19 protein-coding genes are annotated in these 22100 nt (G+C 65.0%); 6 read left to right on the forward strand and 13 right to left on the reverse strand.

Going from position 1 to position 22100, the window contains the following annotated elements:
• Positions 1-5: 5 nt before the first annotated feature.
• Genes AC1DGP_RS18675 through AC1DGP_RS18685 form a run of 3 tightly spaced genes read left to right on the forward strand, consistent with a single transcriptional unit; the run spans position 6 to position 2473 of the window.
• Positions 6-1031, forward strand: coding sequence for a FecCD family ABC transporter permease (locus AC1DGP_RS18675; protein WP_476832407.1), 1026 nt, complete (start codon positions 6-8; stop codon positions 1029-1031).
• On the forward strand, positions 1028-1795 hold the full coding sequence (locus tag AC1DGP_RS18680) for an ABC transporter ATP-binding protein (RefSeq protein WP_441491620.1): 768 nt from the start codon (positions 1028-1030) through the stop codon (positions 1793-1795). Before AC1DGP_RS18675 ends, AC1DGP_RS18680 begins: the two co-directional genes overlap by 4 nt.
• 12 nt (positions 1796-1807) lie before the next feature.
• Complete coding sequence (locus AC1DGP_RS18685) at positions 1808-2473, forward strand: class I SAM-dependent methyltransferase (protein WP_441507813.1); 666 nt, start codon at positions 1808-1810, stop codon at positions 2471-2473.
• Positions 2474-2484: 11 nt separating this feature from the next.
• On the opposite strand, the gene AC1DGP_RS18690 is transcribed toward AC1DGP_RS18685, so the two are convergent.
• The 4 genes from AC1DGP_RS18690 to AC1DGP_RS18705 form a co-directional block, all read right to left on the reverse strand.
• Positions 2485-4290, reverse strand: coding sequence for an aminodeoxychorismate synthase component I (locus AC1DGP_RS18690; RefSeq protein WP_476768917.1), 1806 nt, complete (start codon positions 4288-4290; stop codon positions 2485-2487).
• A 179-nt stretch (positions 4291-4469) separates the two neighbouring features.
• Positions 4470-6092, reverse strand: coding sequence for an ABC-F family ATP-binding cassette domain-containing protein (locus AC1DGP_RS18695; RefSeq protein ID WP_441507815.1), 1623 nt, complete (start codon positions 6090-6092; stop codon positions 4470-4472).
• Positions 6093-6195: 103 nt separating this feature from the next.
• Positions 6196-7740, reverse strand: coding sequence for a VOC family protein (locus AC1DGP_RS18700; RefSeq protein WP_476832408.1), 1545 nt, complete (start codon positions 7738-7740; stop codon positions 6196-6198).
• Between the two features lie 63 nt (positions 7741-7803).
• Positions 7804-8298: a class I SAM-dependent methyltransferase gene (locus AC1DGP_RS18705; RefSeq protein ID WP_476832409.1), complete on the reverse strand. Its 495-nt coding sequence runs from the start codon at positions 8296-8298 to the stop codon at positions 7804-7806.
• Between the two features lie 182 nt (positions 8299-8480).
• Between AC1DGP_RS18705 and AC1DGP_RS18710 the strand changes: the two genes are divergently transcribed.
• Positions 8481-9467, forward strand: a complete 987-nt coding sequence (locus AC1DGP_RS18710) for a Bug family tripartite tricarboxylate transporter substrate binding protein (protein WP_476832410.1) — start codon at positions 8481-8483, stop codon at positions 9465-9467.
• A gap of 23 nt (positions 9468-9490) precedes the next feature.
• On the opposite strand, the gene AC1DGP_RS18715 is transcribed toward AC1DGP_RS18710, so the two are convergent.
• Positions 9491-10048, reverse strand: a complete 558-nt coding sequence (locus AC1DGP_RS18715) for a regulatory protein RecX (RefSeq protein ID WP_476776542.1) — start codon at positions 10046-10048, stop codon at positions 9491-9493.
• Between the two features lies 1 nt (position 10049).
• On the reverse strand, positions 10050-10469 hold the full coding sequence (arfB, locus tag AC1DGP_RS18720; protein ID WP_043234302.1) for an alternative ribosome rescue aminoacyl-tRNA hydrolase ArfB: 420 nt from the start codon (positions 10467-10469) through the stop codon (positions 10050-10052).
• A gap of 37 nt (positions 10470-10506) precedes the next feature.
• On the opposite strand from arfB, the gene mazG reads away from it, so the two are divergent.
• A complete protein-coding gene (mazG, locus tag AC1DGP_RS18725; protein WP_476776543.1) occupies positions 10507-11352 on the forward strand; it encodes a nucleoside triphosphate pyrophosphohydrolase in 846 nt (281 codons plus the stop codon).
• 97 nt (positions 11353-11449) lie between these two features.
• Here the strand turns inward: mazG and hflX are convergent, their stop codons facing one another.
• The 7 genes from hflX to dusB form a co-directional block, all read right to left on the reverse strand.
• A complete protein-coding gene (gene hflX / locus AC1DGP_RS18730; protein WP_476832411.1) occupies positions 11450-12835 on the reverse strand; it encodes a GTPase HflX in 1386 nt (461 codons plus the stop codon).
• 4 nt (positions 12836-12839) lie between these two features.
• The gene (gene hfq, locus AC1DGP_RS18735) at positions 12840-13088 is read right to left on the reverse strand and encodes an RNA chaperone Hfq (RefSeq protein ID WP_069880868.1); all 249 of its coding nucleotides are present in this window, start codon (positions 13086-13088) and stop codon (positions 12840-12842) included.
• A gap of 212 nt (positions 13089-13300) precedes the next feature.
• On the reverse strand, positions 13301-14668 hold the full coding sequence (gene ntrX, locus AC1DGP_RS18740) for a nitrogen assimilation response regulator NtrX (protein WP_441491628.1): 1368 nt from the start codon (positions 14666-14668) through the stop codon (positions 13301-13303).
• A complete protein-coding gene (locus AC1DGP_RS18745) occupies positions 14665-16947 on the reverse strand; it encodes a sensor histidine kinase NtrY-like (protein WP_441507822.1) in 2283 nt (760 codons plus the stop codon). The genes ntrX and AC1DGP_RS18745 overlap by 4 nt, the downstream gene beginning before the upstream one ends.
• Positions 16948-17077: 130 nt before the next feature.
• The gene (ntrC, locus tag AC1DGP_RS18750) at positions 17078-18529 is read right to left on the reverse strand and encodes a nitrogen regulation protein NR(I) (RefSeq protein WP_441491630.1); all 1452 of its coding nucleotides are present in this window, start codon (positions 18527-18529) and stop codon (positions 17078-17080) included.
• Positions 18530-18547: 18 nt separating this feature from the next.
• Positions 18548-19633: a two-component system sensor histidine kinase NtrB gene (locus AC1DGP_RS18755; protein WP_069882745.1), complete on the reverse strand. Its 1086-nt coding sequence runs from the start codon at positions 19631-19633 to the stop codon at positions 18548-18550.
• A 73-nt stretch (positions 19634-19706) separates the two neighbouring features.
• The gene (dusB, locus tag AC1DGP_RS18760) at positions 19707-20729 is read right to left on the reverse strand and encodes a tRNA dihydrouridine synthase DusB (RefSeq protein WP_476832412.1); all 1023 of its coding nucleotides are present in this window, start codon (positions 20727-20729) and stop codon (positions 19707-19709) included.
• A 163-nt stretch (positions 20730-20892) separates the two neighbouring features.
• On the opposite strand from dusB, the gene AC1DGP_RS18765 reads away from it, so the two are divergent.
• Entirely contained in the window at positions 20893-22098 is a 1206-nt protein-coding gene (locus AC1DGP_RS18765; RefSeq protein ID WP_476823481.1) for a bifunctional 2-C-methyl-D-erythritol 4-phosphate cytidylyltransferase/2-C-methyl-D-erythritol 2,4-cyclodiphosphate synthase, read from the forward strand.
• Positions 22099-22100 lie beyond the last annotated feature (2 nt).

A 22100-nucleotide genomic window follows, 5' to 3' on the forward strand; every position in this document is an offset into this window, starting at 1 on the left:
ATGGAGTGGTTCGGCCCAACTGGTTGGCGAGGGGCGCAGTAGCGATCCTCGCCTTCGTCCTGCTGATACTCGCGATCGCGCTCGCCGTGACGATCGGCGAAATGTCGATCCCGCTTGCCACGGTCTTCAGGGCCCTGGGCAACGGGTTGTTCGATCTCGACTACCCCGTGAGCGCGATCCAGCAGGGCGTCATCTTCGACTACCGGTTGAGCCGGGCTGTGGTGGCGGCCCTCTGCGGAGGAGCGCTCGCGCTTTCGGGGGCAATCCTGCAGGCGCTGCTGCGCAATCCGCTCGCAGAGCCCTATATCCTCGGTATCTCGGCCGGAGCCTCGACGGGTGCGGTCGCGGTGATGATCCTGGGCTTCGGCGGTGCTGCGCTCAGCATATCTGGCGGTGCCTTCCTCGGCGCCATTGCTGCGCTCGCCATCGTTGCCTTGCTCGCCGCAGGGGCCGGTGGCGCGACCGACCGCGTGATCCTCGCAGGCGTCGCCGGATCGCAGCTGTTCAATGCGGCGACCGCGACGATCGTCACCACGCTGGCCAGTGCCGAACAGGCCCGCGGCGTGATGTTCTGGCTTCTCGGTAATTTCGGGGGGGTGCGCTGGCCCGATGTCTGGCTCGCTACGCCAGTGGCCTTCGCGGGCTTCGCTGTCTGCATCTTTCATACGAAGGCGCTCGATGCGTTCGCCTTCGGCGCGGATGCCGCGGCCGCGTTGGGCGTGGCGGTGACCCGCGTGCGCATCGTGCTGTTCGTGACGACGGCCGTCATGACAGCGACCATGGTCAGTATCGTCGGCACGATCGGGTTCGTCGGTCTCGTCATACCCCACGCCGCGCGCTTCCTGACGGGCCCAGCCCATGCCCGGCTGCTCCCGGCATGCCTGATCATCGGTGCAATCTTCATGATTCTTGCCGACATCCTGTCGCGGACGCTGGTGCCGCAGCAGATTCTGCCGATCGGCGTCGTGACGGCGCTGTTCGGCGCCCCGGCCTTCGCCTTCATACTCTATCGCGCGAGGCGACCGGCATGACGCTGGCCGCGCGCGACGTCCGTTGGAGCGCCGGAGGGCGCGTGATCGTGGACGGCGTGACGCTGCACGCCGAACCGGGAAAGATCCTCGGTCTCATCGGCCCCAACGGTTCGGGAAAGTCGAGCCTGTTGAGGCTGCTGTGCCGCCTGCGCAAGGTCGCAAGCGGCGTGGTGACGCTGGACGACCGCGAGATCGGCACCTTGTCGCGGCACGACCTCGCCCGGCGCCTGGCCTTTGTCGAGCAGCAGGCGACGACTGAAATCCAGCTCTCTGTGTGCGACGTCGTCAGACTCGGACGGACCCCGCATCGCGGCGCACTCGCGTCCTGGACAGCGGCCGACGAAGACGCGGTCGAGGCCGCGCTGGCACGCGTCGATATGGCCGATCGACATGACCAGTTCTGGCATACGCTATCGGGCGGAGAGCGCCAGCGCGTCCACATCGCGCGCGCACTCGCGCAAATGCCGAGTGAACTTATCCTCGACGAGCCGACCAACCATCTCGATATCCAGCACCAGCTCTCGATCCTGACCCTGATCAGGCGCCTGGGTATCACCTGCATCATGGCCTTGCATGATCTCAACCTGGCATCGCTTTTCTGCGACGAGATCGCCGTGCTGCATGAGGGCAAGCTGGTCGATGCCGGGACGCCGGAAACCGTGATGACCGAAGCGCTGATCCAGCATGTCTTCGGTGTCGCGGTCTCCATCCGCCGCGCCGCATCGGGCCGAAGGCATATCGAGTATCTGATCGAACCCTTTTGAGGCGGGAAAGTCATGACGATGCAGCGAAGCGTTGGGGCCGGCGTCACCGACTACTGGAACGCCCGTGCCCCCAAATTTGATGGTGCTGCCTCCCATGTCGCCCAGAGCGAGCTCTGGCGGGCCGTGCTTGAGGCCGCCTTCCAGGCGGATGGCCCCAAGGACGTTGTCGATCTCGGGACCGGGACGGGCGCTTGCGCCCTCCTCGCCGCGTCGCTGGGGCATCGCGTCCGCGCCTGCGACGGGTCTGCGAACATGCTGGCGGTCGCCCGTGCGGCGGCTCGGCAAGCCGGCCTCGGCATTGCGTTTCAGGACGCCACGATCGAAGCGGCCGAGATTACCGATGCGTCGGCCGATATCGTCACGCTCCGCAATGTCCTCTGGACGCTCGAGCGCCCCATTGAAGGGTTGCTGCAGGCCCACCGCATTCTGCGGCCGGGCGGTCTCGTGCTCGTGTCCGACGGGTTGTGGTCGGTGGCTCCTGAATATCGTTCCACCTATCCAGAGGAGCTTGCCGCACGCCTACCCCTGCATGATGGCTTGACGGAAGCCGCAGCACAGGACCTGCTCGCGCAAGCTGGGTTCTCCGGGGTCAGATGCTGGCAGCACCTGTTCCCCGCTTCTCCCTACCCGGGAAATGTCCCCGTATTCGTCCTGACTGCCCGCTCACTCGCTGGCTAGCCGCGCAGGCTTCAGCTCATCAATCGAGCGGGCCTCAAGCCGCGCAGGCTATTGCCCAGGAACCAGTGCCCGGCCCGAGCGAGATCTCCCGGGCGCAGTTGCCGCTCAACGGCCCGTCCGCTCTCGATCAGGGTCTGGCGCAGCACGCCCGGCAAGACACCATCGGACAGGGGCGGTGTGAGCAGGATTCCGTCCCGCTCGACGAAGATGTTGCTGCGCGTTGCTTCGGTAACAAAGCCTGCGCGGTTCTGGAAGACGGCTTCATCGGCCCCGCAATCGACGGCTGCCGCAAATGCGGTCTCGTAGATACGACGGCGCGTTGTTTTGTACCGCAGGAATGGGTCGCCTGCATCGGCCCTTGCGGCGGCGAGGACGACCTCGAGAGGCCGGTCCGGCTCGGCAGCGAGCACTGGTGCGGCGATACCGAGCACGCCGTTGCGACGGAGTTCGAGGCGGATACGGCGCAGCCCTTGCGGCGCAAAGGTCTCGACCAGCGCAGCAAGACGCGTTTCCGCCTCGTCGCGGTCGAAGCGGAAGCCGAGCGCCCTTGCCGAACGGTCGAGGCGGTCGAGATGCAGGGGCAGCCGTGCAAAACCGGTTTCTTGCGACCAGCCCAGCGTTTCGATCAGTCCGTATTCCTCGGCCAGGTCGGTCAGGACACGGGCCTTGAGCAGGCATTCGGAATACTCGTCCGCAGCACGCGAATCCGTGACGATGCCGCCGCCAACGCCATAGCGGCCGGCACCGCCCGGAAAGATCGTTGCCGTGCGGATTGCGACATTGAAGCGAAGATCGCCATCGGGCGAGATTTGCCCGATCGAACCGGTATAGAGATCGCGCGCGCCGTCCTCGAGTTCGCGGATGATCTCCATCGCACGCAGCTTCGGCGCACCGGTGATCGAGCCGCAGGGGAAGACAGCCCGCAGCAGGTCTTCGAGCGAGAGGCCGGGACGCAACCTGGATGTCACCGTCGACGTCAGCGTGTGAAATGTCGGATAGGTCTCGACCTGGAAGAGGCTTGGCACTTCGACCGACCCCATGGCGCTGATCCGTCCGAGATCGTTGCGCAGCAGGTCGACGATCATCAGGTTCTCGGCGCGTTGCTTGGGGTCGGCCTGCAACTCTTCCATAGCGGCGTGCTCCGCTGCCGGTCCGTCGCGTCGCGGTGCTGTTCCCTTCATCGGGCGCGTCGTCGCACGGCCCGATTCGACCTCAAGAAAGAGCTCCGGCGAAACCGACAGGATGCTCGCATCGTCGATGGTAACGATACCGCCATGCGCCACGGGCTGGCTCGACCGCAAGGCGGCATAGAGCGCGAGGGGATCGCCGTCGTAGCGAAAGGCGATCGGAAAGGTCAGGTTGATCTGGTAGGCGTCGCCGGCGTGAAGATAGTCCAGGACACGCTGGATCTTGGCCGCGTGCGCTGGTGCATCGAGCTGCGGACGAACAGTGCCGAGCGGCGGCGGAGGTCCCAGTGCTCCAAAGGCTTGGTCCAGCTGCGCGGCAGGGAGCTGCAGCGGCGCCCGAAACAGCCCGAACCACAGCAGGGGAAGCGCCCTCGCCTGCGGCATCGACGCGACGAGGCGTGGCTCGAAGGCGTATCCCAGCTCGTAGCTCAGGAAGCCGGCGGCATGCAGCCCCCGGGACAGGCCGTCTTCGATTCTACCGAGCGCAGACGAGATCTCCTCGGTATGGTCGCATCGAACGACCTCGACCGGCTCACAGTAGAGCTGGGCCGACGCGGCTGCCGCGAGCCGGTCCTCCAGCAGTACGAACGGGCGCCGCGTCGTGAGCATGGTGTCGATGGTAGGCGGCATCGGCGGCGTGGTTTCTGATTGGAGTATAGAGGCTGCGCTCGAAGCGGCTTCGTGGATCGTGGCGATGCCTCGCTCCGATGGCAGCCTGGAATTGTAGGCCCGATCGCGCCCCGCCGTGAGCCCGACGAGAGCCGAGCCGAATGCTCGGCGAGCGATGGCCAGGGAGCTCCGCTGCCAGCTCAGCTCCGCAGGCCGGGAGCCTCCTGGCCCGTGCTCGCGACGTATTCCGTATAGCCGCCACCATAGGTGTGAACGCCCTCGGGGGTCAGTTCGAGAACGCGGTTGGACAGTGCGGCGAGGAAATGGCGGTCGTGCGAGACGAACAGCATGGTCCCCTCGTATTGCGCCAAGGCCGTGATGAGCATCTCCTTCGTCGCGATATCCAGGTGGTTGGTGGGCTCGTCCAGCACCAGGAAGTTCGGCGGATCGTAGAGCATCTTCGCCATCACCAGCCGGGCCTTCTCGCCACCGGACAACACCCTGCACCGCTTCTCGACATCGTCGCCGGAAAAGCCGAAACAGCCGGCCAGTGCTCGCAGCGAGCCCTGCCCCGCCTGGGGAAACGAGTCTTCGAGCGACTGGAACACGGTGGCGTCACCGTTCAGCACCTCCATGGCGTGCTGGGCGAAGTAACCCAGCTTGATGGTGCCGCCCAGCGCGACCGTGCCGTCGTCCGGCTCGGTGGCCCCTGTCACCAGCTTCAACAGCGTCGATTTGCCGGCGCCGTTGATGCCCATCACGCACCAGCGCTCCTTGCGGCGCACCTGGAAATCGAGCCCGTCATAGATGCTGCGGCTGCCGTAGCGCTTGTGCACGTTCTTCAGGGTGACCACGTCCTCGCCGGAGCGCGGTGCTGGCAGGAATTCGAACTGGACTGTCTGGCGGCGCTTGGGGGGCTCGACCCTGTCGATCTTCTCCAGTTTCTTCACGCGGCTTTGCACCTGCGCGGCATGCGAGGCGCGTGCCTTGAAGCGCTCGATGAAGTTGATCTCCTTGGCGAGCATCGCCTGCTGGCGCTCGAACTGGGCCTGCTGCTGCTTCTCGCTGAGCGCGCGCTGCTGCTGGTAGAACTCGTAATCGCCCGAATAGGTCGTCAGCGCCCCGCCATCGATCTCGACGATCTTGTCGACGATCCGGTTCATGAACTCGCGGTCATGCGAAGTCATGAGCAGTGCGCCATCATAGCCCTTCAGGAAGGCCTCGAGCCAGATCAGGCTCTCGAGGTCGAGATGGTTGCTCGGCTCGTCGAGCAGCATGGCGTCAGGGCGCATGAGCAGGATCCTGGCCAGCGCGACGCGCATCTTCCAGCCTCCGGAGAGAGCACCGACATCGCCGTCCATCATCTCCTGGCTGAATCCGAGGCCGGCGAGCACCTCGCGCGCCCGCCCATCCATGGCGTAGCCGTCGAGCTCCTCGAACCGCCCCTGGACCTCGCCATAGCGCGTGATGATCTCGTCCATCTCGTCCGCGCGGGCGGGATCGGCCATGGCGGTCTCGAGCTCCTTCAGCTCGGTCGCAACGGCGCTGACCGGGCCCGCCCCGTCCATGACCTCGGAGACGGCGCTGCGGCCGGACATGTCGCCGACGTCCTGGCTGAAATAGCCGATGGTCACGCCGCGATCGACGGCCACGAGACCCTCGTCGGGCGCCTCCTGCCCCGTGATCATGCGGAAGAGCGTTGTCTTGCCGGCGCCGTTGGGGCCGACAAGGCCGACCTTCTCGCCCTTCTGGAGCGCTGCGGATGCCTCGATGAAGACAATCTGCTTGCCGTTCTGCTTGCCGATGTTCTCGAGACGAATCATGCTTCTACGGGACCAAATTTCAGGGAGGTCCCGCGCCTTTAAGCCATGGGCCGCGCCCACGGAAGGGTTTGCCTGCAATTCATTCAGCTCTTGCCGAGGATCTTCAGTGTGCCGCCAGCCAGACCTTGGTGGCGGCCGCATCGGCCTCCGATAGCTCATGTCCCGCTGCGATCACTTGCGCCTCGACCTGGGCGCCGGCTTGCCTCAGCCGCGCTTCCAGCTCCGCTGCATGCACACCAAAGGGATCGGAAGCCCCGGCCAGGATCAGGATATCCGCCCCCGCAAGATCGGTCTCCTGCGGCAGTTCGAGCACATTCATCGCGCGCAGCAGGATGGCCCGGYGGATCAGGCCGGGATGGATCTGCATCATCGCGGCAAGGAAGTTCGCGCCGTTGGAATAGCCGAGATAGGTCGTGCGTGCCGGATCCAGCGCGTAACCCTTTGTCGCACTCTCGACGAAGGCCGCGAAGGCGGCGGCCTCGGCACGAATATCGGCCTGGTCGAATTCGGTCGGCGACGATCGGCGAAACCAGCGTGCTGTGCCCTCCTCAGTGCTGCGTCCACGCACGCCGAGCAAGGTCGCTTCCGGCGCGATCCGGTGCGCCAGCGGCATCAGATCCGCCTCGTTGCCGCCGGTGCCATGGAGCAGCACGAGAGTGCTGCCGTCCGTCGTTGCGGGCACATGGAAACGGTGCACGAAGGGCAGATCGCGATAGGTCATGCGCGGTTCTCCCGGCAGGGAGAATTGCGGCAGCACGACACGGATCTCGGAAGCCCGGCTGCCATCGGATGGAGGAACCATCAGGCTGGTTCCAAGCCTGTCCTCGGGCTCGTCGACCGTAAATCCCGGGCCGTCGCTCGCCAGTTCTATCAGGGTGCCGCCGGGTTCGCGGACATAGAGAGAGGTGAAGTATTTTCTGTCGTGAAGCGTGGTGACCGAGGAATTGAGGCGTGCCAGAGAACTTTCGATGGCCTTCACTGCGGCCTCGTCCCTCGCCCGGAAGGCGACATGGTCCGCGATGCCCGTGCCTGGAGCTCCGGGCCAGAACCCGCCGGCATCGCGGATATCGAGGACATCGCCACTATCGGACACCATGCGCTGAACAGCGGTCGTGGCCGCGGCTGGCCGGTAGCCGAAGCGTGCGACGAAGGCGGCCGTTTCCTCCCGCGTTTCAGACAGGATGGTTGCGCCGCGAACCCGGCGGATCGCATCCTCGGGTGCGATCCCGGGCGCCTGCCATGGCGCCGCGGCCGCCATATCCGTACCCACGAGCTTCACGATCACCCCGTCGGGGTCGCGCAAACGCAAGACGGGCTCGCCGAATTCCTGCTTCGGTCCCTCAGTGGGCACACGCTGCGTCAGTGCCCGCGTCAGCCAGAAGCCGATGCTCGCCGGTGGCACGGCCAGCGCGATCTCGCTCACCTGCCCATGTCCGACCCGACCTGGCGAGCCGTCCTGCCAGACGAGAAAGGTGACCAGCGAGCCAGGCGAACCCAGGCGGTCGCCGTAGAACAGGTGGAGTTGCTCCGCATCCTCGTAGCCACCGGTCTGCTTGACGAGGCGCAGGCCGAGGAAGCCGACATAGAAATCGACATTGGCCTGCGCATCGCGGGTGATCAGCGTGAGGTGGTGGATGCCTCCGGTCATGTCGTCTCCTCAGACAGGTCCCGCCTCGGCCATAAGATAAGCTCAGGCTTGCAAGCGCGCGCTTTACGGAGCCGCGCGGCGATAGGCGAAGTAGCGCCCTTCCGGGATACCATCGGGGAGCGAAACGGCAACCAGTGCAGGATGCTCGAGATCGGAGCCGCTGATGATGAGTGCATCGTCCTGCGCGAGTGCGGCAACATGCTCCGGCAACCAGGCCAGATGGATACGGTCGCGTTCCGACACACCTGTTGTGGCGTCGACATGGATCAGCGCGGCATTGCGGCCATGCCGCTCCACGAAGTCCGGTAGCGTCTTTGCCATGTCGCCGAGCACCAGCGCGCTCTCCGGAGGCATCGAACGCGGATTGGCCGTGGCCTCACGGTCGAAGGCATAGATCTCCCGCTTCGGCAGGATTTCGCGCAGATGATCGTATGTGCGGCCATTGCCGAGGCCAAGCTCGAGCACGAGCCCATTGCGGTTGGTGACGGAGTCTGCCGCCCAGTCGAGGATGCGGCGCTGGGCTTCGAGGCGGCGGATAAAACTGTCGAGGCGGCTCATGAAAAGCATCTGTCTCCGGCATCGGCGCAATCGCAATTGCGGGCTTCGCATCGGCCAAATGGCTTGCTTGTCATTTGCTGCGGCCGATGCCCTAATCCATTTAGATGCATACAGAATGCCGCAATGGCATCGCGTCAATGGCCATCAAGAGCCTGGTTTCGTTTCAGGGAGGACGAGCATTCATGAACAAGTCTAGCTGGCTCATCGCGCTTGCGGTATCCGCGGGTTTCGGCGTGGCGGCCACTGCTCCGGCGCAGGCCCAGGCCCAGGCCTGGCCGCAGAAACCCATCACCTTCATCGTGCCATTCCCGGCCGGCGGCGGCACCGATGCCTTTGCCAGGCCGATCGCCGCCCAGCTCGAGCAGCAGCTCGGGCAGCGCATCATCATCGACAATCGTGGTGGCGCCGGCGGCACCGTGGGCGCTTCGGCAGCGGCGCGGATGGCTCCGGATGGCTACACCTTCTTCGTTGGGGCCGCGCATCATGCGATTGCGCCTGCGCTCTATCCGAAGCTCGACTACAATATCCAGACCGATTTTGTTCCGGTTGGGGTCATCGCCCAGCCGCCCCAGGTCGTCGTCGTCCATCCGGGCAAGGTCCAGGCCAAGACGCTGGCCGAGCTGATCGACTACGCCAGGAAAAATCCGGACAAACTCAACTACGCATCAGCCGGAAACGGCACGACGCACCATCTTGCAGGTGAACTCTTCAAGCTCGTCACCAAGACCAACCTGACCCATGTTCCCTACCGCGGCGCCGGACCCGCGATGCAGGATCTGGTCGCTGGCCAGGTCGATGTGATGTTCGATGGGCTTGGCTCCTCGGCCGCACAGGTGCAAAGCGGTGCGCTGCGTGCCCTGGCGGTCGCCGCCCCGGCGCGCTCGGATGCCATTCCGGACGTGCCGACCGCCAAGCAGGCCGGCCTTGACGGCTACGAGGTCGCGACCTGGTACGCCATCTGGGCGCCGAAGAACACGCCGGACGACATCGTGACGCGCATGCGCGGCGAGATCGAGAAGGCGCTGAAGGCTCCGATGATCACCGAGGCCTGGAAGAAGAACGGCTCCACGATTCCTGCGATCTACGGAGCCGATTTCGGCAAGTTCGTCACAGCGGAAGTGGCGCGCTGGGGCAAGGTCGTCGACGACGCCAAGATCAAGCTCGACTGAAGCGCCCTTCCCGGAAGTGGCGATCAGCTTTCGTCGCCCGCGCCGTCGATCACGGCGCGGGCGATTGTCATCGTAAAGCCAGCCCGGGCGAGCGCCGCGAGATCCTTCTGGCGGTTCTCGGCACGGTCCCTGCGGCTCCAGGGCCCAAGCCGCTTGCGTCGGGCGGCGATCCGCGCCGCAGCCAGTTCCTCATCCTCGGTGGCGCGGCTCACCTCCGCGACCAGCTCGCGTCCGACGCCCTTGGCCGCAAGTCGCGCGGCAACGGCGCGGGCGGACTGCCCCTTTCGGCGCAAGGTTGCCGCCCTTCCTTCCGCAAAGCGCTTGTCATCGACCAGCCCTGCCGCAACGCAGCGCGCCACCGTTTCATCGATGAGTGCGGCGAAGGATCGGGGTTCGTCGCCATGGTGGCGGCAGCTCATCATCACCTTGCGTTGAAGGACGCGCTGCAACTGCCCGGCAGGGGCCGAGTAGCGCTCAAGATAATGCATCGCCGCTCGCTGCAGATAATCGGCGCTGATCCGCCGTGGCGGTTTGCGCGGACTGGCGCTGTGCGGGGCGCCGGCCCCATTGGTAGCGCTCATTCTAGTCCAGACCAGGTTTCGATCGTGCCGACTTGATCGATGAACGCCGGTCCTTGCTTTGCAGGCGGCGCTCCTTCGATGCCTTTGTCGGCTTGGTCGGCCGGCGTGTTTCGGGGCGGACCGCGGCCTCGCGGATCATGTCCAGCAGGCGCTCCAACGCCTCCTCGCGATTGCGCTTCTGGCTCCTCTGCGCCTGGGCGACGATGACGATGACGCCGTCCTGCGTCAGCCTGCTGCCCGCGATTTTCATCAGCCGGATCGCCACATCATTCGGCAGGGACGGAGATCGGCGCGCATCGAACTTCAACTGGACTGCGCTCGATACCTTGTTGACGTGCTGTCCTCCTGGCCCGGAGGAGCGCACGAAACTCTCCTCGAGCTCGCTCTCGTCGAGGGTAATGGACGGGGTGACTTGAATCATGGGAGGACGGTAGCTCAACCTCCGGAGAATTGCAGCGTTGAAGCCCTCTCGCGATATTGCCCGGCTGATCGAGATCATGGCGGCGCTAAGGACGCCCGGCACCGGCTGCCCCTGGGATCTGGAGCAGGACTTTGCTTCGATCGCCCCTTATACGGTCGAGGAGGCCTATGAGGTCGCCGACGCGATCGCGCGCGGCGACAAGATCGATCTCAAGGACGAACTCGGGGATTTGCTGCTGCAGGTGGTCTTCCATTCGCGCATGGCCGAGGAAGAGGGCTCCTTCTCCTTTCCCGATGTGGTCGAGGCGATCACCAGCAAGCTGATCCGCCGCCACCCGCATGTCTTCGGCGATGCGCGAGACCTCTCGCCGGCCGAGGTCAAGGCGCTCTGGCACCGCATCAAGGCACAGGAGAAGGCCGACAAGGCCGCAGCCCACCGCGCTGCCGGGCTGCCCGAGGCCAGCGAGGACAGGGGTGTTCTCGCCGGCGTTCCCCATACATTGCCCGCTCTCACCCGTGCCTGGAAGCTCCAGGCCAAGGCCTCGACCGTCGGATTCGACTGGAACGATGCCAGGCTCGTTCTGGACAAGATCCGCGAGGAAACGGCGGAGATCGAGGAGGCCCTTGCCGGTGGCAGCAAGGAGGCCATCCGGGAGGAGATCGGAGACCTGCTCTTCGTCGTTGCCAACCTGGCGCGTCATGTCGATGCCGACCCCGAAGGGTGCCTCAACGCGGCCAACATCAAGTTCGAACGCCGATTCCGGGGGATCGAAGACGCCCTTGCCGCCGAGGGCCGGGACGCGAAGGATGCGACGCTCGACGAGCTGGAAGCGCTCTGGCAGGCGGTAAAGCGCATGGAAAAGGCGAAGGCCGGCGCTGGCTAGAGCGTCGGCCCGAAAGGTGGATTGCGGTTTTCGGGAAAGCCGATGCAAACACGGAAGGTCAGATCACCGGACCCGATGTGATATCCGGTCCGGTAGTCTAACCTTGGCGTTCTGCCTGGGGAAAACGCGCCCCAAACGCCCCTTCCCGCTCCGGCGGGAGCCGCACGGTTAAGGCGAGGGCGCCGTCCTCCGCATCCTCGCGGCTGAGGACCTCGCCATTGCTGTGCAGCCAGGCAAGCGACTTGCCGTCGCCGGGCTCGAGCGTGAGCCGGTAGACCGGCCGGCTGCGCGCGATGCGGGTTTCGATCGCGTCGGTCAGGCGGTCAACGCCTTCGCCCGTCAAAGCTGAAACCAGGACGGGACGTGACGCAACCGGCCTGAGCTCTGCCAGCGCAAGCTGCCGGTCGTGCTCGTCTCCGACGAGCAGGTCGGCCTTGTTCCAGACCTCGACGACCCGCTGTCCATCATCGGGATCGATGCCGAGGTCCCTCAGGATGGCCTGCACATCGGCAGCCTGCGCCTGCGTATCGTCATGAGCGAGGTCGCGCACATGCAGCAGCACATCGGCTTCGATCGCATCCTCAAGCGTGGCCCGGAAAGCCGCGATGAGCTGGGTCGGCAGGTCCGAGATGAAGCCGACGGTGTCTGATAGCATGATGCGGGCACCATGCGGCAGCTTGATTGCGCGCGCGGTCGGGTCGAGCGTCGCAAACAGCATGTCCTGGGCCAGGACGTCGGCCGAGGTCAGTCGATTGAACAGCGTCGACTTTCCAGCGTTGGTGTAGCCAACCAGCGCAACAACCGGGTAAGGCACACGTTTCCGGCTGGCACGATGCAGTGAGCGAGTACGTTTCACTGTATCGAGATCGCGCTCGATCTTGGTCATCCGCTCCTGGATGACGCGCCGGTCGGCCTCGATCTGCGTCTCGCCGGGACCGCCAAGGAAGCCGAAGCCGCCACGCTGGCGTTCCAGGTGGGTCCAGGACCGCACCAGGCGGCTCTTCTGGTAATTGAGGTGGGCGAGTTCGACCTGCAGCGCGCCCTCCTTGGTGCGGGCGCGCCGTCCGAAGATCTCAAGGATCAGGCCGGTTCGGTCGATGACCTTGCAGCCCCAGGCCTTTTCAAGATTGCGCTGTTGCACCGGCGACAGCGCGCAATCCATCACGACGAGGCCGATCTCCTCGTTGGTGATGCGCTCGGCGATCTCTTCGACCTTGCCCTTGCCCAGATAAGTCGCCGGTCTCAGCGCCGTCAGCAGCGCAGAGATGGGCTCCACCACGAAAAGATCGATCGCAGCCGCAAGTCCCACCGCCTCGTCCAGCCGCGCGGCGAAGGAGCGTTGATTTGCATCCGCCGCCGCGCCGCGGCGCTGCAGGTAAGGGCCGATGACGAAGGCACGGGTATTGGCCGCGATGTCGCGCTCGATCTCGTCGAGTGGCTTCACCCCGGCCGGTACGTCGTCCGTGCCCGAGCGCCCTGCCACGGCCTCAGGCCTTGTCCGTTTCCTCAGGCTCGAAGAGCTGAACCGGATGGCCGGGCATAATCGTCGAGATGGCATGCTTGTAGACGAGCTGCGAATGTCCGTCGCGACGGAGCAGCACGCAGAAATTGTCGAACCAGGTGACGACGCCCTGCAGCTTCACGCCGTTGACGAGGAAAATCGTCAGCGGAATTTTCTGCTTGCGGACGTGGTTGAGGAAGGTGTCCTGAAGGTTTTGAGCCCGCTCTGCGGCCATGTTCAGCCCCTGTTGTTGGGATCGCGCTTCGGGTTGCGTTGGCGATCCAATTCGTTCCGTTCAGCGTCCGGCCGAGCGCCGGGGCATTTCGGAACACCGATAGGTCATTAGACCGCGTGCATATGCTGCAATGCAAGTGGTTCGACAGGCGTGCGCAGCAGAAAGTCCTGCGTTCGACGCAGGCGCACATGCAGATCGCGCCTGCCTCTCCGTCAGCCGACCCCGAGCGACTTCAGCTTGCGGTGCAGGGCTGAGCGCTCCATGCCGATAAATTCGGCCGTGCGTGAGATATTTCCGGAGAAGCGAGCGATCTGTGCGATCAGATACTCGCGCTCGAAAATCTCGCGCGCATCGCGCAGTGGCAGGCTCATCAAGCGTTCGCCGCCAGACCCCGACGGCGTCGTCGGCACCATGGCGCCCACCTCGGCGGGCAGCATCTCGATGGTGATGTCGGCGCTCGGATCCCCCTTGGTCAGAATCATCAGCCGTTCGACATTGTTGCGCAGTTCGCGGACGTTACCAGGCCATTCATGCGACTGCAGAACCGCCATCGCGTCGCCGCCGATTCTGCGCTTCGGCAGGCCGGTCGCGACCGAGATCTGGTCCATGAAGAACTCGATCAGTTCTGGCACGTCCTCGCGCCGCTCGGAGAGTGACGGCACGCGCACCGGCACCACGCTCAGCCGATGATAGAGATCCTCGCGGAAGCGCCCGTCGGCGATCAACTGGGCGAGATCGCGGCTGGTCGATGAAATGATGCGGACGTCGACATGGACGCGCGTCGCGCCGCCGACGCGCTGAAAATTCTGATCGACGAGAACGCGCAGGATACGGTTCTGCGTCTCTCGCGGCATGTCGCCGATTTCGTCGATATAGAGCGAACCGCCATGAGCTTCCTCGAGCGCCCCGACCCGGCGGGAGCGGCCCTCCCCGCCCTCGACGCCAAAGAGCTCCTCCTCCATCGTTTCCGGCGTGATCGTCGCTGCGTTGATGACGATGAAGGGGCCGGTCGACCGGCTGGAGGCCTCGTGCAGGGTCCGGGCGGCCAGCTCCTTGCCGCATCCGGGCTCGCCGGTGATCAACACGCGCGCATTGGTGGGCGCGACGCGGTCGATGGTCTGGCGCAACTGGTTGACGACGGTCGACTTGCCGACGATCCGGCTTGCCTGCACCGAGCGCGTCTTCAGTTCGCGCACTTCGCGCCGCAGTCGCGACGCTTCGAGCGCGCGCTCGGCGACCAGGATCAGCCGGTCGGCCTTGAACGGCTTCTCGATGAAGTCATAGGCACCGCTCTTGATGGCGGACACCGCGGTTTCGATGTTGCCGTGACCGGAGATCATCACCACCGCAAGGTCCGGATGACTCTCCTTGATCAGGTCGAGCACCTGCAAGCCGTCGAGCCGGCTGCCCTGCAGCCAGATGTCGAGAAAGACCAGGTTCGGCCGGCGGGCCGCGATCGCCGCCAGAGCCTCGTCCGCCGATCCCGCCTTGCGCGTGCGGTAGCCCTCGTCCTCGAGCAGGCCGGAAACCAGTTCCCGGATGTCGACTTCGTCGTCTACGACCAGAATGTCAGCGCTCATTCCTGAGTTCCGTTCTGCTTGTTCATGGCGATATCGGCGGGCTTGCCACCGGCTTCGGCATCATCGGGTTGCTGCTCCGGCCCGGCTTCGGGGAACCAGAGCCTGACGCGCGCGCCGCGTCCGCCTTCATGGACGTCCGGTCGGTCGAGCAGTTCGATGCCCCCCCCATGGTCCTCGAGGATCTTGCCGACGATCGCGAGACCGAGCCCGGTGCCGCCCTCGCGTGTCGTCATATAGGGTTCTAGCAGCTTCTGGCGCTGATCGATGGGCAGGCCTTTGCCGTTATCGATGACGTCGACGATGATCAAGCCATCGTCGCGACGCTGGAAAGAGACATCGATCCTGCCGGGGCCGCGTTGGTCCATCGGCAAGGCTTCGATCGCTTCGGTGGCGTTCTTGATGACATTCGTGAGCGCCTGGGACATCAGCCGGCGGTCGAACTGCGCCAGAACAGGCTCCGCCGGCAGATCCTCCGACAGCGTCAGCTCCGGATTGCCGACACGCATCAGGAAGACGATCTGGCGCACCGTCTCGACGATGTCCTCACGCTCCAACGAGGGCTTCGGCATGCGCGCAAAGGAGGAGAACTCGTCGACCATGCGCCGGATATCCTCGACCTGGCGCACGATCGTCGCCGTGCATTGCTCGAAGATCTCCTTGTCGTCGACGATCACGCGCCCGAACTTGCGCCGGATGCGCTCGGCCGAGAGCTGGATTGGTGTCAGCGGATTCTTGATTTCATGGGCAATGCGCCGTGCGACGTCGGCCCAAGCCGCCGTGCGCTGCGCCGAGACCAGATCGGTTATGTCATCCAGCGTCACGACAAGACCTGCGCCAGCTCCCTCGCCTTCACGCACGGCGCGGACATTGACCATGCGGTCATGGCCGGCACGCGTGATCGCAATCTGACCGGAGCTTTGTCTCTGCCGATTATGCAGCGCTTCGGCAACGAATCCTGCGATTTCGGGGGCGACCTGACCGATCGGCTCGCCCAGCAAGCGGCCGCCAGCGCCAAGCAGTATCTCCGCCGAGCGGTTCATGATGGTGATGTGGCCGTCGGCATCGAGGCCGAGCACGCCGGAGGATACACCCGACAGGACCGTTTCGGTGAAGCGCCGTCGTCGATCGATAACTTCGCTGGCCGTGACCAGCCCGTCGCGCTGCCGGCGCAGCTCCGCCGTCATCTTGTTGAAGGTTTCACCGAGATGGGCAAGGTCGCCCTCCGATCGTCGTATCGGGACCTGGACATAGAAATTGCCGCTGGAGACCTGGTCGGTCGCGTGGATCATGCGTCGGATCGGCGCCACGAGCCCGTTGGCGAAACTGAGTCCGATCCAGATCGCCGAAAGCAGCAGGATGACGGCGATCAGGGCATACATCGAGGCAAAGGCGATCTGCACGCCCTTCCGGCGTGCATCGATCGAGAGATACTCGACGGCGGCGCCACGGGCGACGGCCGGAAACTCGACGGCGAGCGGGTTCACCTCACGGGCGACATAGAGGAAAGCGTTGTCGTAGGTCGGCAGCTTGACCAGCGCGCCGAAGATGCGCCCGGTCGAGGGCAGCACGCAGATCGGCTCGGGCGAGGATTGCGCATCCTCGAACGCGGCTTCATCGGGTTTTGGCGCATCGCGCAGCACATCGATATTCGCCCTGACGAGGACCGTCGCCGGCGGGCGCATGATCGTGGCGACCGGCACGCCAAGCGCCGTGGCACGGGCTGTCAGGAAGTTCTCGAACCATTTGCGGTCGGCATCGAAGGCAGGTTTCGCCCGCGTCAGATCGTCCGCCAGCACACGGATTTCGCGGCCGAGCGACTGGCACTGGCCCGCCGCATAGGCGTCGGCGACCTCGACCGATTTGAAGATGGCATCGCGCATCCGATCCGAGAACCAGGGCTCGAGGCCGCGTTCGATGGTAACGGTCGCGATCACCGCCACGAGCACCGCCGGCAAGGCGGCAATGATGCTGAACAGGCCGACGATGCGGACATGCAACCCGGCGGCCGCAGCCCCGGCACGCCTTGCCCGGATCAGCACCGCCGTCTCGAATGCGACGATGATCAGCAGCAGCAGGATCAGGAAGCCGTTGAGCACGAAGACGCCGATGACGACCTCGTGCACCGGCACGATGGGAGTCGCGCCGGACAGGACGAGGAACGTCACCAGTGCCGAGACGAGCGCGAACACGACGACGAGGGCCCCGAGCCAGCCCGAGACGCGTCGCGGCGTATCCTCGCCACGCGGCGTGATCCTGATATCGCTGATGGAGGCGGTCACTCTGTCTCAACAACTCCGCGAAAGCCGGACGCAAGGGTGCCCGGCTCGGCGCACTGATGCGCCGCCGCAACGGTGTTGTCAAAATATGACATATGAAAGGCAGGAAACCGCTGCCCCGCCTTACAAAGGCTCAGCGTGGCGAGCGGACCACCTGCATGTCGAGTTCCCGAATCTTCTTGCGCAGGGTGTTGCGATTGAGCCCGAGCAGCTCGGCTGCGCGGATCTGGTTGCCGCGGGTTGCGGCAAGCGCAGCGGCGATCAATGGCGGTTCGACCTCGCGCAAGATACGGTGATAGAGGCCGGGTGGCGGGATATTGTCGCCGAACCCGCCGAAATACTGACCGAGATGACGCTCGACCGAACCGGACAAGGTCTCCGCCCGCTCCGGCCCCGAGCTATGGGCGAAGCTCGAGGTTGCGGAGGCCGGCTGCAGTTCGGCCTCGACGATCGGTGCGGTGATCGTCTCCTGTGGATAGAGGGCAGCGAGGCGCCGGACGAGATTTTCCAGTTCGCGGACATTGCCCGGCCAGCGATAGCGCCGCATCACGTCCATCGCTTCCGAATCGATCTGCTTGCGCGGCAACCCTTCCTTCTCGACCAGCGAGAAGAAGTGCCGAACGAGATCCGGAATGTCTTCGACCCGCTCGCGCAGCGGCGGCAGCCTGATCGGCACGACGTTGAGCCGGAAGAACAGATCCTCGCGGAACAGTCCCTGCGCGATCGAGATACGCAAATCCTTGTTGGTCGCCGCCACGATCCGGACATTCGTCCTGATCGGCGTGCGTCCACCGACCGTCGTGTATTCGCCCTGCTGCAGCACTCGCAGGAGCCGCGTCTGGGCCTCCATCGGCATGTCACCGATTTCGTCGAGGAAGAGCGTGCCGCCCTCGGCTTGCTCGAAGCGGCCGGAAGAGCGGGTGAGTGCGCCGGTGAAGGCGCCCTTCTCATGGCCGAACAGTTCGGATTCGATCAGGTCCTTCGGAATGGCGGCCATGTTGATGGCGACGAAGGGACCGTTGCGGCGCTTGCCGTAATCGTGGAGCGCGCGGGCAACCAACTCCTTGCCTGTGCCGGACTCGCCGTTGATCATCACGGTGAGATCGATCGGCATCAGCCTCGCGAGCGCCCGGTAGACGTCCTGCATGGCGGGCGAACGGCCGATCAGCGGAATGTCATCGGGTTCGGCCGCGGCATTGGCACGTCCGCCATCGCCGCGCGGCCGCGAGAGGGCTCTCCCGACGATCGCGACGAGTTCCTTCAGATCGAAGGGCTTCGGCAGATATTCATAAGCGCCGCGCTCGGACGCCTTGATCGCGGTCATGAAGGTGTTCTGCGCGCTCATCACGATGATCGGCAGGTCGGGTCTCACCCGCTTGATGCGCGGCAGCAGATCGAAGGCGTTCCCGTCGGGCATCACCACGTCGGTGATGATGAGATCGCCCAGCCCTTGCGCTGCCCAGGTCCAGAGTGTCGCCGCCTGTCCTGTCGTCCGGACCTCGTACCCGGCCCGCGCGAGGGCCTGGTTGAGCACCGTGCGGATCGCGGCGTCGTCGTCGGCGATAAGAATGTTACCGGTGGGCATTCAATTATCCTGTGAACCTCAAGCGCTCCGTGTGGGACGCGCTTCATGCAGGGGCAGAAGAATCCGGAATGTCGTGCGCCGCGGCACAGACTCGCATTCGACGATTCCGCCGTGGTCGCCGATCACCTTCGCTACGAGTGCAAGTCCAAGGCCACTGCCCTGAGCCTTGGTGGTGACGAAGGGATCGAACAGATGCGGCAGCAGGTCGTGAGGCACGCCGGGGCCGTTGTCGCGGATGCCGATCTCCAGCGGTAGTGCGATCCGGCTTGCCGAGCCGGCATGCTGCATGCGGATGCCGGGGCGATAGGCCGTGGTCAGTGTGATCTCGCCATCAATCGCATGTTCACCAATGGCTTCCGCCGCATTCTTCATCAGGTTCAGCAGAACCTGGACCAGCTGATCTCGGTTGCCGGCGACCGGCGGCAGTGAAGGGTCGTAAACCTCGTTGAAGCGGATGTGCCTGGCAAAGCCCGATTGGGCCAGCCGTTTCACATGGTCCAGCACGTCATGGACATTGACCGGCCCGCGCTCACTCGGGCGTTCATCGCCAAACAGCTCGACACGCTCGACAAGCTTCACGATCCGGTCGGCCTCGTCGCAGATCAGCTGGGTCAGCATCCGATCGCTGTCAGGCACCGAGGCTTCAAGAAGCTGCGCCGCACCACGAATGCCGGAGAGCGGGTTCTTGATCTCGTGTGCGAGCATCGCGCCGAGCGCGGTGATGGAGCGGGCTGCTCCTCGATGCGTCAGCTGTCTGTCCATTTTTTCGGCAATTGTTCGTTCTTGCAGCATCAGCACGACGGCTTCGCTCTGATTGGGCAAGGGCGAGGCAAAAACATCGACGATGCGCTCGATGCCGATCCGGGGCGAGCCCAGATCCAGCCGGTACTCGGTGACGCTGGCGCCGCGCCGCTGCACATCCTCCACCAGGGACAGCACGGGGGAGCCAAAGGCGATCACATCGTCGAGACGCTGGCGCTTGAGCACGACCACGCTCGACTGGAAGAAGTCTTCAGCCGCCGTGTTGGCGTAAAGAATGCCGTGCCCTTCGCCGATGACGAGCACCGGCATGGGCAGGACATTCAGCGCCTGCATTTCCACCATATCGAGCAAGGTCAGATCCCGCTCATCGCCAACCTCGTCGGCAAACGCCATCGCCATACGCAATCGTCCTCGCTCAGGCTGCCTCGCGGCTGCATTCAGTGGAAAACAAGGCAGCCAGCGCGCGCAGGGCCTGATGAGGATCATCCGTGGTCAAGAGCGCGCGACGTTGTTCGGGGTCGGGGGCGCAGCCGGTTGCGACCGCCTCATCGGCATAGGCGGCCAGATGCTTACGGGCATGACGCACGCCCTGCTCGCGGCCGAGCAGGGCCAGCAGGCCCTCGTAGTGTTCCTGCGCGACCGCATGCTTCTGTGCTGCGCTCAACTCCGTCACCTGGCGTCCGGCAAGTGCGTCGCCCACCGCGCCGACAAGCCAGGGCCGCCCCAGAGCCGCGCGTCCGACCATGACGAAATTCGCGCCCGAGCGCTCAAGGCATGCCTCGGCATCGGCGACGCCATGAATGTCGCCATTGGCAACGAGCGGGAAATCACCGGTTTCGCGCACGGCCTGAATCGCGCGCCAGTCGGCGACACCCTTGTAGAATTGCTGCCGCGTGCGGCCATGGACCGTGATCATCGCGGCGCCGGCGGATATGGCGCGGTGCGCCAGCTCGGGCGCGTTGCGGGACGCGTCATCCCAGCCGAGCCGCATTTTCACCGTCACCGGAATGTTCACGGAACTGACCGCCGCCTCGACAAGCGAAAGCGCATGGTCGAGATCGCGCATCAGCGCCGAACCGGCCCAGCCGCCCGTCACGCGCTTGGCGGGGCAGCCCATATTGATGTCGACGATCTGCGCCCCGGTTGCTTCGGCCAGCCGGGCAGCCTCTCCGAGCCAGTGCGGATCGCAGCCGGCAAGCTGGACGACATGCGGGAAGACCGCTGCCCCCTCGGCGCGCAACCGGGCCTCTTCGCTGCCGCGCACGAATTCGTCGGATGCGACCATTTCTGAGACGACGAGCCCCGCACCGAATCGCGCAGCGATGCGACGCATCACGACGTCGGTGACGCCCGACATCGGCGCCAGAAAGGCTCGGGAGGCGATCGCAACCCCGGCAATGCCGGAGAGTTCGTCGCCCGATTTTGAGGCAATATCCATTGTGGCTATTTATTGGACATTGCTGCATCAGCGCAAGGGATTTCGAACCAATGCTGCAATGCAATATCGACGCAGCCCGGAACGGATGGTCGCAGCGCTTCGCGCCGCACTTGGCGATTGCATAACCGGCGACTATCAACCGGGCTCTAGCTGGAGCCTTGCCGTGTCGTCCGAAACAGTGACAAGTCTTCCGTCGGTGGCGGCCCTCGTCGTTGCGGCGGGGCGCGGCCTGCGTGCCGGCGGAGACTTGCCAAAGCAATATCGCCTTCTCGCCGGCCTGCCAGTCCTGCGGCGAACCCTGCTTCCATTGCTGGCTGAGCGGGCAATATCCCATGTCGTGGTCGTCATCGGGACCGGTGATGAGGCCTGCTATGCCGATGCTGTCGCAGGCTTCTCGTCCGGCAAGCTGCTCGGCCCGGTCACGGGGGGCGCGACCCGGCAGGACTCGGTGCGACTTGGCCTGCGGGCATTGGCAGCATCAGGATTCGAGGGAACCGTGCTGGTCCATGATGCAGCCAGACCGTTCGCGTCCCGAAACTTGATCGAGCGCGCAATCGAAGCCGCGCAGAGCGGTTCGGCTTCTATCCCTGCCCTGCCGGTCACCGACACGATCAAGCGTGTGGACGGCAAGGGACAGATCATCGAGACACCGCCGCGCGACCAGCTCGTCAGCGTGCAGACGCCCCAGGCCTTTGCCTTCCGCTCGTTGCTGGCAGCCCATGAGGCGGCAGCCGCCGCAGCTGTCACCGGTCTCACCGACGATGCCGCCCTGATCGAATGGGCGGGCCATGCGGTCACGACCTTCCCTGGAGAGGCCATGAACGTGAAGCTGACGCATCCCGAGGATTTTGTGCTGGCGGAAGAGAGGCTCCGCAGGCAGCTGACCACCCGGGTCGGTACCGGCTATGATGTCCACGCCTTCACCGATGGCGATCATGTCTGGCTCGGTGGTGTCCGCATTCCGCACTCGCGCGGTGTGCGAGCCCATTCCGACGGCGACGTTGCGTTGCACGCCTTGACCGATGCCATTCTCGGGGCGCTGGCGGATGGCGATATCGGCACGCATTTCCCGCCGAGCGATCCGCAATGGCGCGGGGCCTCATCCGACCGCTTTCTCGCATTTGCCGCCGAGCGCGTCAGCGGGCGCGGCGGCGTGATCGACCATCTCGATCTCAGCATCGTTTGCGAGGCACCGAAGGTCGGCCCCTATCGCGAGCAGATTCGGGCGCGGATCGCCGAAGTCACGGGTGTGCGGCTTGACCAGGTTGGGCTCAAGGCGACGACATCGGAACGCATGGGCTTTACCGGTCGCGGCGAAGGGCTGGCGGCCTTGGCAACAGCCACGCTGCGCCTGCCCAACGACGAGTAGGG

The organism is Allobosea sp. 05T433 (assembly GCF_056396065.1).

Excerpts from the sequence above, each read along its gene's own strand:
- AC1DGP_RS18680 (WP_441491620.1), top strand. The coding sequence starts at position 1,028 with ATGACGCTGGCCGCGCGCGACGTCCGTTGGAGCGCCGGAGGGCGCGTG.
- AC1DGP_RS18685 (WP_441507813.1), top strand. The coding sequence starts at position 1,808 with ATGACGATGCAGCGAAGCGTTGGGGCCGGCGTCACCGACTACTGGAAC.
- AC1DGP_RS18690 (WP_476768917.1), bottom strand. The coding sequence starts at position 4,290 with ATGCCGCCTACCATCGACACCATGCTCACGACGCGGCGCCCGTTCGTA.
- AC1DGP_RS18695 (WP_441507815.1), bottom strand. The coding sequence starts at position 6,092 with ATGATTCGTCTCGAGAACATCGGCAAGCAGAACGGCAAGCAGATTGTC.
- AC1DGP_RS18705 (WP_476832409.1), bottom strand. The coding sequence starts at position 8,298 with ATGAGCCGCCTCGACAGTTTTATCCGCCGCCTCGAAGCCCAGCGCCGC.
- AC1DGP_RS18710 (WP_476832410.1), top strand. The coding sequence starts at position 8,481 with ATGAACAAGTCTAGCTGGCTCATCGCGCTTGCGGTATCCGCGGGTTTC.
- AC1DGP_RS18715 (WP_476776542.1), bottom strand. The coding sequence starts at position 10,048 with ATGAGCGCTACCAATGGGGCCGGCGCCCCGCACAGCGCCAGTCCGCGC.
- arfB (WP_043234302.1), bottom strand. The coding sequence starts at position 10,469 with ATGATTCAAGTCACCCCGTCCATTACCCTCGACGAGAGCGAGCTCGAG.
- hfq (WP_069880868.1), bottom strand. The coding sequence starts at position 13,088 with ATGGCCGCAGAGCGGGCTCAAAACCTTCAGGACACCTTCCTCAACCAC.
- ntrX (WP_441491628.1), bottom strand. The coding sequence starts at position 14,668 with ATGAGCGCTGACATTCTGGTCGTAGACGACGAAGTCGACATCCGGGAA.
- ntrC (WP_441491630.1), bottom strand. The coding sequence starts at position 18,529 with ATGCCCACCGGTAACATTCTTATCGCCGACGACGACGCCGCGATCCGC.
- AC1DGP_RS18755 (WP_069882745.1), bottom strand. The coding sequence starts at position 19,633 with ATGGTGGAAATGCAGGCGCTGAATGTCCTGCCCATGCCGGTGCTCGTC.
- dusB (WP_476832412.1), bottom strand. The coding sequence starts at position 20,729 with ATGGATATTGCCTCAAAATCGGGCGACGAACTCTCCGGCATTGCCGGG.